Annotated in this window: 16 protein-coding genes and 1 pseudogene; 15 read left to right on the forward strand and 2 right to left on the reverse strand. The window is 44.3% G+C overall.

Annotated elements, in window-relative coordinates; translation table 11 throughout:
- Positions 1 to 121 precede the first annotated feature (121 nt).
- The 3 genes from MgSA37_RS02885 to MgSA37_RS02895 all read left to right on the forward strand — a co-directional run bounded on the left by MgSA37_RS02885 (position 122) and on the right by MgSA37_RS02895 (position 1,584).
- Positions 122 to 505, forward strand: a complete 384-nt coding sequence (locus tag MgSA37_RS02885; protein ID WP_157750396.1) for a response regulator — start codon at positions 122 to 124, stop codon at positions 503 to 505.
- A gap of 126 nt (positions 506 to 631) precedes the next feature.
- On the forward strand, positions 632 to 1,117 hold the full coding sequence (gene parS / locus MgSA37_RS02890) for a type II RES/Xre toxin-antitoxin system antitoxin (RefSeq protein WP_157750397.1): 486 nt from the start codon (positions 632 to 634) through the stop codon (positions 1,115 to 1,117).
- Positions 1,114 to 1,584 carry an RES family NAD+ phosphorylase gene (locus MgSA37_RS02895; protein ID WP_096349762.1) on the forward strand — a complete coding sequence of 157 codons (471 nt, stop codon included), beginning with the start codon at positions 1,114 to 1,116 and terminating at the stop codon, positions 1,582 to 1,584. The genes parS and MgSA37_RS02895 overlap by 4 nt, the downstream gene beginning before the upstream one ends.
- Before the next feature lie 33 nt (positions 1,585 to 1,617).
- Here the strand turns inward: MgSA37_RS02895 and MgSA37_RS02900 are convergent, their stop codons facing one another.
- Positions 1,618 to 2,748, reverse strand: a complete 1,131-nt coding sequence (locus tag MgSA37_RS02900) for a family 20 glycosylhydrolase (RefSeq protein ID WP_096357217.1) — start codon at positions 2,746 to 2,748, stop codon at positions 1,618 to 1,620.
- Positions 2,749 to 2,969: 221 nt separating this feature from the next.
- Here MgSA37_RS02900 and MgSA37_RS02905 point away from each other — a divergent pair, with 221 nt between their 5' ends.
- The 10 genes from MgSA37_RS02905 to MgSA37_RS02950 all read left to right on the forward strand — a co-directional run bounded on the left by MgSA37_RS02905 (position 2,970) and on the right by MgSA37_RS02950 (position 11,886).
- Complete coding sequence (locus tag MgSA37_RS02905) at positions 2,970 to 3,458, forward strand: hypothetical protein (RefSeq protein WP_096349763.1); 489 nt, start codon at positions 2,970 to 2,972, stop codon at positions 3,456 to 3,458.
- 1 nt (position 3,459) lies between these two features.
- Positions 3,460 to 3,942 (forward strand): hypothetical protein, encoded by a 483-nt coding sequence (locus MgSA37_RS02910; protein WP_157750398.1) that lies wholly within the window; start codon positions 3,460 to 3,462, stop codon positions 3,940 to 3,942.
- Between the two features lie 5 nt (positions 3,943 to 3,947).
- A complete protein-coding gene (locus MgSA37_RS02915) occupies positions 3,948 to 4,364 on the forward strand; it encodes a hypothetical protein (protein WP_096349765.1) in 417 nt (138 codons plus the stop codon).
- 19 nt (positions 4,365 to 4,383) lie between these two features.
- Positions 4,384 to 4,821, forward strand: coding sequence for a hypothetical protein (locus MgSA37_RS02920; RefSeq protein WP_096349766.1), 438 nt, complete (start codon positions 4,384 to 4,386; stop codon positions 4,819 to 4,821).
- Complete coding sequence (locus MgSA37_RS02925; protein ID WP_096349767.1) at positions 4,821 to 6,014, forward strand: tetratricopeptide repeat protein; 1,194 nt, start codon at positions 4,821 to 4,823, stop codon at positions 6,012 to 6,014. The genes MgSA37_RS02920 and MgSA37_RS02925 overlap by 1 nt, the downstream gene beginning before the upstream one ends.
- Complete coding sequence (locus MgSA37_RS02930; protein WP_096349768.1) at positions 6,015 to 6,869, forward strand: MORN repeat-containing protein; 855 nt, start codon at positions 6,015 to 6,017, stop codon at positions 6,867 to 6,869.
- Between the two features lie 77 nt (positions 6,870 to 6,946).
- Positions 6,947 to 8,716: a tetratricopeptide repeat-containing sensor histidine kinase gene (locus tag MgSA37_RS02935; protein WP_096349769.1), complete on the forward strand. Its 1,770-nt coding sequence runs from the start codon at positions 6,947 to 6,949 to the stop codon at positions 8,714 to 8,716.
- Positions 8,717 to 8,721: 5 nt separating this feature from the next.
- Entirely contained in the window at positions 8,722 to 9,354 is a 633-nt protein-coding gene (locus MgSA37_RS02940) for a response regulator (protein ID WP_096349770.1), read from the forward strand.
- A 211-nt stretch (positions 9,355 to 9,565) separates the two neighbouring features.
- Positions 9,566 to 10,066, forward strand: coding sequence for a hypothetical protein (locus MgSA37_RS02945; RefSeq protein ID WP_096349771.1), 501 nt, complete (start codon positions 9,566 to 9,568; stop codon positions 10,064 to 10,066).
- A 2-nt stretch (positions 10,067 to 10,068) separates the two neighbouring features.
- The gene (locus MgSA37_RS02950; RefSeq protein WP_096349772.1) at positions 10,069 to 11,886 is read left to right on the forward strand and encodes an ABC transporter ATP-binding protein; all 1,818 of its coding nucleotides are present in this window, start codon (positions 10,069 to 10,071) and stop codon (positions 11,884 to 11,886) included.
- A gap of 89 nt (positions 11,887 to 11,975) precedes the next feature.
- Here the strand turns inward: MgSA37_RS02950 and MgSA37_RS02955 are convergent, their stop codons facing one another.
- Positions 11,976 to 12,683, reverse strand: coding sequence for a Crp/Fnr family transcriptional regulator (locus MgSA37_RS02955; protein WP_096349773.1), 708 nt, complete (start codon positions 12,681 to 12,683; stop codon positions 11,976 to 11,978).
- Positions 12,684 to 12,778: 95 nt separating this feature from the next.
- On the opposite strand from MgSA37_RS02955, the gene MgSA37_RS02960 reads away from it, so the two are divergent.
- Both MgSA37_RS02960 and MgSA37_RS29645 read left to right on the forward strand, forming a co-directional pair.
- Positions 12,779 to 13,447: a class I SAM-dependent methyltransferase gene (locus MgSA37_RS02960; RefSeq protein WP_157750399.1), complete on the forward strand. Its 669-nt coding sequence runs from the start codon at positions 12,779 to 12,781 to the stop codon at positions 13,445 to 13,447.
- An 88-nt stretch (positions 13,448 to 13,535) separates the two neighbouring features.
- Positions 13,536 to 14,539, forward strand: a pseudogene (locus tag MgSA37_RS29645) (SulP family inorganic anion transporter); the annotation flags it as partial.
- Positions 14,540 to 14,601 lie beyond the last annotated feature (62 nt).

Consider the following 14,601-nt stretch of genomic DNA (forward strand, 5'->3'; position numbering starts at 1 on the left):
TTGCGCAATTTTTTCTGAAATGATTTCTTTAGCCTGCTGGTTAATCGCAAGCTGTCTTAATCCCTGAATTTTGAAATTTAATTTTTAATTATATATTTGATCTTCTAAATAATTTATAGCCGTGAAAGTGAAGAAAAAAGTGCTGGTAGTTGAGAACGATTATGATATAAGGAACATTGTTGCTTTTATTTTGGAAGAGGAAGGTTTTGAATGCATGGGCATTCCCGAGCCGCAGTCATTGGATAGTTTACTGGCCTTTAAACCGCATGTAATCCTGATAGATGAGTTTATCAATAACGAGCCCGGCCACAGGTTATGTTTAAAGATCAAACAATTTGAATCCCTCAAACATATTCCCGTTATCATCCTTTCTACAGCAAATAACATCGAACTGATTGCCGAAGAATGTAAAGCCGACGATTATATCCGGAAACCTTTTGATGTTGATGAAATGGTAGGTAAGGTTATTACGGTGATCGATAAACAACCGCTTACACTTAATTAATACCAAGTCTGCACTAAAACATTCCCGTCGGGGTGTTTCAACAGGCAATATTCAGCTTTTAAAGGGTTAAAAATAATTTGCTATTTTGGCCGTTTGTCTTTATATTTGATGACATATGTCTGTTTTATGGAAAAGCCGAAACCATTTGATTTAAAGGAATTAGGCAATACAGGTGATGAAAGCTGTAAAGCATGGTGGTATTTTATCCCCGGTGAACATTCAGAGGCAAAAGCCGGATGTACTGAAAGGATGGATGTTATCAGCTGCCTGAGGCAGGGATTTCCTTTTGAAACCGTAAATTTTGTGCTCGAAAACACGTGCGTTTCCCGCAAAGATCTTTCAAACATTCTGCATATCAGCACAAGGCAACTAAACCGATACCATAACGAGGACCGGCTTTCGGCGGAACAGTCGAATTTTTTGTATGAATTGAGCCGGCTGTATGTAAGGGGCGAGGATGTTTTTGGAGATCGGCACACTTTTGAAAATTGGCTGCAAAGGCCCCAGATGGCACTTGGCATGGAAGTCCCATTGCAACTCCTCGATACTTCCGAAGGTTTCAGGATGGTGAGCGACCTGTTATCGCAAATTGAGTACGGATTTTACTCATGATCCTTTATCGTATTGCCCGTGAAAAATACGCTGCCGACCTTAGCGGGCGCGGGGGATTGTTGTCCTCGGCGCGCTGGCACGATCATTTGCCCGTTATTTACACGTCTTTCAATTCTGCTACGTGTATCCTTGAAAAGCTGGTCCATTTATTACCTGAAGAGATCCACCATGATTTAATGATGTGCATGATATCGGTAGATGAATCTCTCGCCAGCGAGATTATCGAAATTGAACAATTACCTTCAAACTGGAAGCATTATCCGGCGCCTGAGATCTTGAAAAGAATTGGTAACGCCTGGCTAACCGCCAAAAGCTCACCTCTGCTGTTCGTGCCAAGTGTGATCGATCCTTATTCGCAAAATGTGCTGATCAACCCCTTGCACCCCGGCGCAGCCCGCATTACCGTTGAAAAAATGGAACCTTTTACGTATGATGAACGCCTTACTGTCCACTGGAAAAAGAAATAGAAGAAATTCAATGGACCCATTAAAAGTAGCCCCCTATTTTCCGCCTATACCACCCTGTTCCAGCTGCGCCATCTTATCATACATAACCCTGAAAGTGTTCCAGGGGCTGTTGTCATTATCTTTAGGATTAACTGTTCTACCATAATAGCCATTTAAAAACTGCACAGGCGACGACCATACCGTCTCGGCGATCCCGTAAAAACGCCCTTTTAATTCCTTGCCCGATATTGCTCTTGACCGGTACAGATCCTCCACCTGTTCTACGGCAACGTCAGGCCGGTTCCAGGTGCAGGTAACTACCCTAAGCCCTTTCAGCGCAAAATAAACGGCAGTCTGGTTGTCCTGGTCATATTGCCAGTCGCAGATTACTACATCACGGGGGATCAGGTCAACAGCGCGGTAAGTGTCGTTATAGCTTGCTGCCCATTCGCCAATACCGGTTGCACGGCCATCAATCAGGCGGTCGCCCCATATCCAAAGCTCTTTGCCCCGTTCGGCCAAATGATCCCGGATAGTTTGTACCTCATTGGCAAAAAGTACTGCCTTATCCCGGCCGGCACAGCGCGGGCATTTATCTTCGCCCAGGTAAAAAACTTCATCCATGCCGGCGTGAAAGGCAGAGGCTTCAAAAACTTCCATGATCTCATCTACCAAATCAAAAACCACTTTGTGCACGCCAGGATGCAGCGGGCAATAGCTGCGGCAATAAAGGTTGTCGGCATTTGGCCATTTATAATCGGCCGGCGCAGGCATTTTTATCCATGGCGTTTCATCAAATTCAGGGTAAACCTGCAGTAATTTCTCAGTTTTTGCCGCCCAGCTCTGATGCCCCAGCAGGTTAATTTGAGGGATGATGCTGATGCCATCCTTTTTGCAGGCTTCCAATATAATTTTAACATCATGTTTGGATAAAGCTGCAGAGTCCCTTAGCTCGGGGTGACTTTTATATTCATAGTTAAAATCTATCCGCAGGATCAGTGTGTTCACTTTGCGGGGTGCAAGTTCTTCATTAATAAATTTTACAAAATCAGCAACTCCGCTTGGTTTGGGCGCAGCTATAATAAACCCCTTGACCTGGAACAGGCTATCGGTTTTTGCTTGTGCAAAAATGCTCTCGCTAACTAAGCTGATCAGAAACAGCAGCAGGTATGGATACTTTTTCATTTTGACAAAAATTAAGCTGGTAATTATCCCGACCGCCCCGGCTATACCCGGCCCGGAATACACATGTACAATGTAAATAAAAATCGGCAATCCAAACAAAGGTCACTGTATTGTTGCTCAAGCCCATGTGTCAACTACTTACTAAAATATACCGCTTCATCGGTATTGTGCCGGGTGGCTGCTTCAGATAGCTTTGATAAACACTAAAATCGTTATCAATCATGAAAATTCAACTGCTCATCTTCATTGCCCTGGTAAGTTTTGGCTTATCGGCGCAAGCACAAACCGAAGCGCCGGTAATAACCGAACTACACCAGTTATTACAAAGTGCCAAAAGCAATTTTACCAACGAGATTGGAAAGAAAGTGGAGGAAGATACCGTTACCCAAAACGTTTATTACGAGGCCAAAAAGCCGGCGGTAGCTGCCGACGCTTTTATCTTACATGTAAAGGCAGGCCAAAATATGTTCATTTTAAATTATGACGCAACAGGCGACAAGTTAACTGCCCTGATACCAATTGTTGGCCAGTACATAGATGAATTGAACAAAATGGTAAAAACCGGTGATTATACCGGGAATGATTACAACAATGAAAAAGGAAAAGCCGTTACCGACATCCACGATAAAGACGGCAACCTGGTTTTACGGTACACCAGCGATAAGGTGAGCCAAACAGTTTATTTATATGGATTTACAAACAACAAATAATATGAAAAAAGTAGTTTTAATATGGTTGCTGGTGGTGTCGCTGCTGTTTTGCGCCGCCAAATTATTCGCGCAAACGCCCGGACAGCAATCAGCCAGGACTTTTAAACAGTTTTATTTCCATAGAGTCAACTCAGCTATCCTGCGGGACAACCTGATGACAACGGAATTAGTGAACACAATGCCCGGCCCGAAAAACGGCAGCATTAGCATCAACCTAAGTGATAACTCGCTAAAAATAGCCGCCGATGGCGAAGACGATAAAAATTACACCATAAAAAACGTTGGCGCCGAAACCACCGATCAATACGGTAACAAAAAGCTCATCATTGCATGTACCGACGCCGCGGGCAAAAGTTGCACTGCTACCATCCGGCGCGAGTATGCTTACAGGTCGGATAATGAAATGGTCATTAATATCACCTACCCTAACGGTACAGGGAAAGGGTACTACTGCACTTTGGAAGAGAACTTATTTACGAACTAAACAACATGAAAAAGATAATCACAACCCTGATTTTAAGCGGGGTGTTTATTACTGCTTTCGCGCAAAAAACATTTAAACCAATTCATTACACCATGATCATCTCCGGAGCCAATAAAAACGCCGCCTCAGGGGATATTAAGGTCAATATGAAAGATTCCACCATTATCATCGGCGAAGGCCCGGCAAAAAAATTCAAGATCGAAATGATGGCGCCCGAACAAAACGCATTATCTGATGATAAGTCCTTGACAACATGGTTGAGCTTTCTTTGTAACGGCAGCGATAGCAAATCGTACACCATAATGATAGCACGGCAGCAACAGCCCAACGGCACCAAAATAATGAACGTACAGGTAAACTGCGACGGTGCAGATCCGGTAGTTTATGACTGCGACTACCTCCAGGAACTATACACTGACTGACCCTATAGCTACTATAACCATGAAAAAATTATTTAGCACCATCATACTTTGCGGACTGCTTTTTACAGCTTTTGCACAAAAAGCGTTTAAGCCCATTCACTTTACGTCCTATATGCAAACCCAAAAATCACTGGATTTTAATGGAGATAAGGACGGCCCGGAACAGCATGTATCCGGGATGATCCAGGTAAACGCAAAGGATTCGTTATTCACTATATCTGTTGATACCCAGGTAGTATTAAAACTAAGGATATTGACCATCGGCGACGAATTTGCTGACGGCCAATACGATAAGGTTGTTCAGCTTTCGTGTATGGACGATGCCGGGAAAAAATACGGGATCAGGATAGTTCGCACAAAAACCTCATCCTACACTTACATGAAAATGTATATATCACCGGCATCAACTATGATTTATCAAACTTATTACTGTGATTATTTAAAGAAATTATATTAATGAAAAAGCTCATCACAACATTGGTTTTGTTGCTTGCTGCGGGCATCACTTTCTGTCAGCCCACTCTCAGCCCATTAGAACAGGCCGGCACCGACCTTTACAAACAAGGGAAAATGGATGAGGCCATTACCTCCTTTAAAAAAGCATTGGTAGAAAACCCGCAAAGCCTGTATAGTATGAACGCGCTGGGCAACCTGTACCTGATGAATACCAATTACCAGGATGCTTATACGGTGGCGGATAAGGGCTTTAAACTTACCGGCGGCGCGCCAAATTTTATGGTGGTAAAGGCAAAGGCCGCTATCCGCATCAACAAAGCGCAGGAAGCCTTAACCATGGTGGATGATTATTTAAAAACCCATCAGCCTGATTTTATGATGCTGTTTGTGAAAGGCTCGGCGTATAATGTTTTAGGCGACAGGCAGCAGGCTTTAACCTATTTTAGCCAAAGCCTTGCCGCTAACCCCGATTTCCCTGATGCTTACCTGGGCCGGGGCAAGGACCTGGATGATATCGGCCGTTACCCCCAGGCTTTAAAAGACCTGGATAAATATATTTCCATAAGGGATGATAACGCGACTGCTTATTATTACAGGGCCCTGGTTTACTTTCATTCAAAGAATTTAGATGCCGCATTGGGCGATTGTAATAAATCCCTGGAACTGTCCCCTAAATATTTCGAGGCGCTGGAATTTCGCGGAGTATTGTATACCGACTTGAAGCAAACCGATAAAGCTGTTGCCGACCTGAACGCTGCAATCGCCCTGGCGCCTGACCTTGCGGTCTCTTACTACCACCTGGCTGGTGCCTATATGTACGCAAAGCAATACGACAAAGGTTTACCTTTCATTAATAGGGCAATTGAAATTATACCTAACGCCCAAGAGTACTTCTGGATCAGGTGCAGGCTTTACCTGTATCTAAATAAATACACCGAAGCATTAGCCGACGCCCAAAAAGCGATGGCCCTGGACGCAAAATCGCCGGATAGCTTTCTATTACTGGCAACGGCACAATACAACCTGGATAAATACGACGAGGCCTTACAGGTGATAGCCAAAGGCCTTGTGATAAATCCCGATTATTATCTTTTGTACATGCTGCGTGCCTCAATGTACCGCGATAAAGGGAACAATGCATTGGCCGATGCTGATGACCAAAAAGCCAAACAACTTGCTGGTAATATCAAATAAATGAAAACTGTAATTGCAATAATCCTGGTGATGTCTGCTACCCGTTTGTACGCGCAATGTACGTCGGGTAACTGCACCACCGGCACCGGCACTTATAATTATGGCTGGTGCGTGTACACCGGTGAATTTAAAAACGGCAAGCCCGAGGGTAAAGGTGTAATGAAATACGATGATTATACCTACATGGGGCCGTTTGTAAATGGGTTGGAAGAGGGCGAAGGGGTGATCATCAACAAAGATGGCTCCCGCGAAAATGCAAGCTATCAGGCAGGTAAAAAGATCGTTTCGCAACTTGAGCGGGTTGCGCCCGAGGACTATAATCGGCTTGTTACGCAGAATATCCGCTGCATCAGCGGCGATTGCATTACCGGCTATGGCACTTTTCAGTTTGATTCGGGCGGAAAATATACCGGATATTTTAAAAATAGGCACTTTGACGGCCAGGGGAAATTCGAATTTGCCAACGGAGATAAATTTGAGGGTAATTTTCACGATAACGAAAAGGTAAGCGGCGTATATCGCTATTTTACCGGCGCGGTTTACAGGGGCAATTACGATAGCCGGGGAATGGAATATAATGGAACAATAACATCGCCCAACGGCTTTAGCATACCTTATGTAAATGGCGTTGCAGTAATTCCTGTCGCGCCGGTAATTCCGCCGGGCGCTGATCTGCGTGGTGATCAGCCCCAAAAGGCAGCACCGTCCGGTCCGGTAAAAATTGCCTGTTCGGTATGTTTTGGCTCGGGCGTTCAAAGGCATGTTGAAGATTGGTCGGGCCCGGCAAACACGCACCTCGTTTCTGTGTCTACGCCATGTTACAAATGCCACGGAACCGGTTATGAGCTTTATTAAACGCAGATATTTAATTATTTTATCTTATTAATATCGCATCACCTCATATTTTTTATATATTCATTCATAAATCTTTTATGAGGAAATTCACCCTTCTTCTTCTTTTTACCATTGCGATGCGTTTTGCCGGGTATGGACAGGGCGCAAAACAGCTGATCGATTCCGCGCTGCATTATAAAACACTCAATTATCTAAAGGTAATAGCGTTTGCTGAGCCGGCTTTTAAAAAGGCCCGTGCCGAAAAGAACGAAAAACTGGCAGGCCAAAGCGCCTACTTACTCGGTATGGCCAATTACCTGGGAGGCAACTTTGATGAATCGTTACGTTGGTATTTTACTTCCGAGCGGGCTTATCAGTCTGCAAAGGATACCAGTGGGTTAACGGATCTGTATGCAGACATGTGCGTCTTCTACGTCAAACTAAAAAAATTCAACGCGGCAGACGAGGTAAGTAAAAAAGCGATAGACTTTGCAATAGCCATCAAAAATCAAACTAAGCAAGCTACCGCCTTAAATAACCGGGGGTTGATGTTTTATGATGAAGGAAAAACAGACAGCGCCATTGATGCTTTTAACGCCAGCTTTATTTTATACAAAAAAGTTAACGATAAAGTAGGGATGTCCTATTGCCTGGATTATTTATCGTCGGCGCAGTCCGACAAAGGCAATTATTCAAAGGCTTTACAATTGATGAATTCGGCGAGGGACCTGCGTGCCGGTATAGGCGATAAAACCGGGGAAGCAATGGCGATAGAAAATTTAGGCGAGATCTATTTAAAAGAAAACAAATTACCCGATGCCGCTACATATTTTTTGGACGCGATTGACAGGGCACACCAATTAAATTTTTTAGACCTCGAAATGTACGCCTATAGCATGCTGTCCAAAACATACCAGCAGCAGGGCAACTACCGGGCGGCTTTAACCGCCCAAAATAAATATGTGGAACTGAATAAAAAAATCCAGGACGAAAAGCGGGTTAAAACTATTGAAGAACTGGAAACCAAATATGAAACCGAAAAAAAGCAGGAACAAATCAAACTGCTCAACAAGCAAAACACCATTCAGCAGTTAGAGATCGGCAAGCGGAATGCTACCATAACTATTATTATTGCTGCCTTCGCTTTGGCACTGGTGCTGGCTTACCTTTTTTACTCGCGTTACCGCATCAAACATGCGGCCCAACTGCAGGCAGAAGTGATGCGCCAGCAAACACTGGCATCAAAAGGCATTATTGAAGCCGAGGAACGGGAGCGTAAACGGATAGCTGCCGAACTGCACGACGGTGTGGGCCAGTTATTTACCGCGGTAAAAATGAACATGGAGATATTGGTTGAACGTTTTTTGGTAAAAAAACCAGATGCCGGACTTCTTGCTGAAAAAACAATGGCTATGGTGGATGAAAGTTGCGCCGAGGTACGATCCATAGCACACCAGATGATGCCAAACGCACTGATCAAAAGCGGGCTGGTTTCGGCGCTGCGCGACTTTATCAATAAGATCCCGACTGAAAAATTAAAAATATCCCTGGAGACCAAAGGTATTGACACGCCACTTGACAGTACTACCGAAACTGTTTTATACCGGGTGATCCAGGAGTCGGTAAACAACGTCATTAAACACGCAGCAGCAAGCTCGCTGGATATTCTTTTACTTTGCGACCAACAGGAGATCACTGTCTCTATCGAAGATAACGGCAAAGGTTTTAACAGCAGCGATCCTGCTAAATTTTCAGGTATCGGCTTAAAAAACATCATCAGCCGCGTTGGATATCTTAAAGGGACCGTGGATATATCCTCAGCGCCGGGCAAAGGAACATTAGTAGCAATATTTATCCCGCTTATATAACGATTATGGAAAACGGCCCTAAACGCATTTTTATAGTGGACGACCACCAGATGGTGATCGACGGCATTAACCTGATGCTGGATGGCCGGCCTGAATTTATAGTAGCCGGCGAATGTACGCACCCCACCGAAGCAATTGAAATGCTGAGAACCGCTGCTGTTGATATATTAATAACCGATGTGGGCATGCCCGGCATGAGCGGTGTTGAATTAAGCCGCATCGTAAAAAGCCGTTTCCCCGAGATCAAAATACTGGCCCTTTCAATGTTTGGCGAGAGCCAGGTAATTGCCGAAATGATAGATGCCGGCATCTCGGGCTATATCCTTAAAAACTCAGGGAAGAAGGAACTGATAGAAGCCCTCACTAAAATTGCAGAGGGCCAGAACTATTTCGGCCAGGAGATCACCCTGCAGCTGATGAAATCCTTCAAACGCAACCAGGAGGAATTGAAACTAACCGACAGGGAAATCGAGATCATCCGCATGATTGAAAAGGATATGACCACCAAAGACATTGCCGAAACGCTTTTTATTAGCGAACGTACGGTTGAAACCCATCGCAAAAATATCCTTCACAAAACCAATACACAAACTGTTGTTGGCCTGCTCAAATACGCCTACGAGCGCAAGATCATCTGATATTTTTGAGTTGATTAAGTTAAGCGGTTGATTAAGTTACAGGGGGTGATAACATGTCAACTGGAACAACTTAATCCAACTTCGCCAACCTTTTCCGGGTAATTGTACGTAGTTAAATATGCCGATTGCTCGGTATTTACGCGTCATGATTTATTACCGTGCTTTGTTAAGCAGCTTGCAGCTAACCACTTGCTGCTTAAACAACTAAATCATGAGCAATTCAACCAAACCACCACTCAAAAAAATCGTACTATGCCTTTTTATAGGTTTCACCGCTTTTGCGTGTAAAAAAACAGTTCAAAAACCTGTTGTACAGGTAACGGGCACCGCTTCAACATTTAAGATCGACGGCACAGCAGTAAAGATCGATTCAGCGTCCGCAATGCTGTATACCAATGCAAGCGGCCGGCAAATGGATATTTATGCCTACAAAGGTGGCCAGGAAGTGCTGGAATTTCATTTCGACCCAAAAACAGGTAATAAAACAGCCGGTACCACGCTGGGTTCAGGCGCCTTTTTAACCTACATGGCTTCGCCCGTTTTAAGCTATGATTCCCAATCAGGCGCATTGAATGTAACCGTATGTGATACCATCGGAAAAAAGGTGGAAGCAGATTTCAACTTTGTAGCAAAGCAATACCCCTACACCGACCCTGCATCAAAAACCATCACCGAAGGACATATCTCCATCACCAAAATAAACAAGCAATAATTATGAATATTAAAAAATTATTTCCGGGCATTGTCACCCTGTCAATCCTTTTTGCAACGCAAGCCTTTGCGCAATTACCCGTTCTGGAAAAAAGCTACGACATCTCACGTAAAGCTAAAAATGGTTTTTTGGGTGGGATAGAAGTGGATCAGGCTAAAGGTACTTTTGATATGATATATGTTTTACGGTCAAGCGACCGGAAGATCAAACGTGAGATCTATACCTTTGATAAAGAGCTCAACCTCATCAATACCGTAAAAGACGAAGAGGAGGTTGAAAAAATGCGGCACAAATACAAATGGTTTAATTTTAAAGGCGATACCCGGGTAACGCATAGCTTAACCGCTTCGGCTAACCTCACCCAAAAACTGGTGTTCCGCAAAAAGGAGATCACCTGGAAATACCTGTGGCTTACCGGCAGCTACAGTAAATCTGTTAAACAGCTGGAAAAAGTTAAGCCTGTGTCAGACAATAGCGAGCAATATATTTTCCGTGGAGGATCATACGAAGTAAAATCAGACAGTACCGTTTTAATAGTTGCCGGAAAACAGGAAAAGAAAAACGACCTGGCTGGCTCCATGATGCATTACCAGATCTTAAGTTGCGACAATGATGTAAATATAAAAACCCTTGGTACCCTGGATTTTGAATATGCCAATGCGCCAATTTACTCGGCCCCACTGGAAGATGACGATGCAGAGCTGGATAACGACGATAACCCGCGCGATTGGGTGTTGGTATTTGCGCCCCAGGGCGGTTCGGGTCTGGGCAGCGTTTCTGACCCGAAACCAACCAATTATACTTACGTGCGGTTGAATACGAAGGGCGAAGTGCTGGAGCGCTTTAATTTTCAATCCCCGTCAAACGGATGGCGTATTTTGGGCGCCTATGATCATGGCGGTTCTGTTTTTATGTATGGTTCTGCAAACAATAAAAATGAGGGCAAATACATCAACCAGATCTATAAAACCACCCTGGTGCCCACTACTTCGGCAGATGATAAGGAACAGGAAGAATCAAGTTCAGGTTCGGGTGGTTTTGCAGCGCTTAAAAGCGGTATCTCCATGATCGGCGGAACTGCCGATTTTGGTATCACCCAGTCGAAAATTGATGTGATACTTGATGACCTGAAATATACCAACTTCCAGATCGGCAAGATCAGCAACGGTAAATTTGATTTCCTAAGCTCGCCCGCCGTTGATGAGTTTGACCAGAAAAAGGAAAAGCCGGTAAACCAGAAAAAATACGTTGAATTCGATGGGAAAAGCTTTGTCATCAATGGGATCTCCTTTTCGCGTTCTGGCGACATATTTGTAAACGGGCAGGACTTTAAAAAAGTAAAAGGCAAACGCAGCTATAAGGGCGTTTATATGTTCCAGTTTTCACCTACCGGCGAATTAAGGCGCAATTACGGTGTGTTTTTAGACCAGAGCAAAACTTCGGGCTTTTTTAATAATGCGCCGCTTACTTCAGATAATATTGCTTCGCGAAGCTTTATGCAGGAATCCGGAGATGGTAAAAACCTGTACTGGATGATGCGCATGGCAAAATCCATTCATAAAGAATCCCACACAACCTTCGGCGGATTTTCAAATACGATTACTACAACATGGTCGCCGCTTTACAGCATTGAATATGGATCAATTGATATGGTGAATAACCAGCTTTCAGATTTTAATACACTGGGCGAAAGCGAAAGGAGGAAGTTCTACCTGTATCCAAACATCAATGCAACAACCATTGATAATTACAGCTTGTTTTTCAGCGAGACTGAACGGGGTGATAAAGTTCTTATCTCGCGGGTTGATCTTTCCAAATAAACACTTGCCTGAATTACTACCTTCAAATAAAAACAAACCGTAAAAGCGGGCTGCCGAAAGGCGGTCCGCTTTGCGGTTTTTATGTAAATCTACCTGTAATTTGATTTTTTAACCAGCGACTGGATATCGAGGATCCTGATTTTGCGGCCCTCGGTACTGAGGATGCCTTCATCTTTAAATTCTTTTAACAGCCGGATCACGTTTTCCTGGGCTATGCCGGCCATATTGGCCAGGTCGGCGCGGGAAATATTAAGGTCGGTGTCTTTGTTCCCGCTGTTCACATCCTTAAATTTTTCGCGCAATACGATCAGCGCAATGGCCAGCCTTTCGGTGGCAGTCCGCTGCGCAAATACGGATATACTGTTAGTGAGCACAGTAAACTCGTGGCTCAGCGCTTTCAGCAAACGGTGGGTAAAATTAGGTGAACGGTTCAGTACCTCCATAAAATCTTCTGCAGGTATAAAACTAAGCAGAGACGTTTCAAGGGCAGCCGCCGAATCGGGGTACCGCTCGCCCGACAATACTGCATGGTAACCTATCAGTTCCCCTTCGTTAGCCACATAAATGATCTGTTCCTTACCGCCGCGGTCCGTTTTGTATTTTTTAACTTTTCCTTTTTTTACGATAAAGATCCCCGCCGGAACAGTGCCTTCCCTGAAGATCACTTCGCCTTTATGATATTCCTGGTCGCTTTGGTGGCTCACCAGGTAATTAAAGTCCTCGTCCGACAGCACATTCAGGATAGATTGTGTGGTAAAGTTCCATCGTTCGATCGGGAATATTCCTGATAAGCTCATATGCAAAGATATATATAATTAAAAGCTGATAAATATCAGTTTTTGTGATGATGTGATACCATATCACCGGGCCTGAACAGGTGATAAATTTGCAGGTGACCAAAATTTACCCATATACTGATTTCCCGCCGCGGCCGGATGAGCAATTAAACAGGAAACTAACCCTGGTATCTGACGAGAAAGATACCAACGCTGCGCTTTTTCAAAATGATGCCGCGTTTGACTGGATGTACCCGGAACATTTTCAATTAATATCACTTAAACAGTGGACACCCATAGCCGTTGCCCGCAAAGCTGCCGAGTTTTTAGCCGAACCAGGAGCAAGGGTTTTGGATATTGGCAGCGGGATCGGCAAGTTTTGCCTTACTGCGGGTTACCATTATCCCGAAACTACTTTCCATGGGGTGGAGCAAAGAGAGGAGCTGGTTTATTTTGCTGAAGAGGCGAGACAATATACCGCGTTGGACAATGTGAGTTTTATGAATGCGAATATCACCCAGCTGGATTTCAACCAGTTTGATCATTTTTATTTTTATAACTCATTTTATGAAAATATCGATCCCGATAATAGCATTGACGATACAATAGCCACTTCTTTTAGTTTGTATAGCTATTATACGCAGTACCTTTATAAGAAATTAGCCGAAAAGCCATCCGGAACGCGCCTGGTTACTTTTCATTGTTTTGATGACGTTATACCCCTTGATTACTGCCTGGTCAATACTTCCTACGATACTTTGCTGAGAATGTGGATTAAAAGATAAAGAGATGAAGACTATATTCCGACCAAAACTGATTGATACCCTTAAAAATTATACCAAAGCGCAATTTTACAAAGATGCCATAGCGGGCATGATCGTAGGTATTGTGGCCCTGCCCCTGGCGATAGCATTTGCTATCGCCTCAGGCGTATCGCCTGAAAAAGGATTGTTCACAGCTATTATTGCCGGATTTATCGTTTCGGCCATGGGCGGCAGCCGCGTACAGATAGGTGGACCTACAGGCGCATTCATCGTTGTAGTTTATGGTATTGTAGAGAAATTTGGCGTAAACGGCCTGGTGATCGCCACATTTATCGCGGGTATTTTGCTCATTATAATGGGCCTGGCCAGGTTGGGCAATGTGATCAAATTTATCCCCTACCCTTTAATCGTAGGCTTCACTACGGGCATCGCAGTGATCATCTTCTCCTCGCAGATCAAAGATTTTTTCGGGTTAAAAATGGCAAATGTACCTGCTGATTTCATCAGTAAATGGCTGGCTTACGGGCAGCATTTTAACCTGGTGAATTTTTATTCGCTCGGCATTGGCGCCTTAACCCTGCTTATTATTTTTTATGGCCGCGGGTTACCCATAAGGTGCCGGGCTCATTAATTGCAATAATAGTTACCACCCTGGCTGTTTATTTTTTCCATTTGCACGTCGAGACTATCGGCAGCCGCTTTGGGGCGATATCGTCATCCTTGCCTTCGCCGGTGATCCCAACCGTAAGCTTTGCCACGTTTCAGCAGCTTATCCGGCCGGCATTTACCATCGCCATGCTGGGCAGTATCGAGTCCTTGTTATCGGCGGTAGTTGCTGATGGCATGATCGGCGGTAACCACCGTTCCAATACCGAATTAATTGCCCAGGGCTTCGCCAATATTTGTTCTTCCATCTTCGGCGGCATTCCGGCAACCGGGGCCATTGCGCGTACAGCCACCAATATCAAAAACGGGGGCCGTACACCTGTTGCCGGTATTATCCACGCTGTTACACTGTTGTTAATCCTTTTGTTTATCGGTAAGCTGGCTGCCCTGATTCCTATGGCAACGCTCGCCGGTATCCTGGTGATTGTAGCCTGGAACATGAGCGAAGCCAAAAGCTTTTTATTTGTTTTGAAAGGATCAAAAAGCGATGCGGCGGTTTTACTCACCAC

It is taken from the genome of Mucilaginibacter gotjawali, assembly GCF_002355435.1.
Classification (GTDB): Bacteria; Bacteroidota; Bacteroidia; order Sphingobacteriales; family Sphingobacteriaceae; genus Mucilaginibacter; species Mucilaginibacter gotjawali.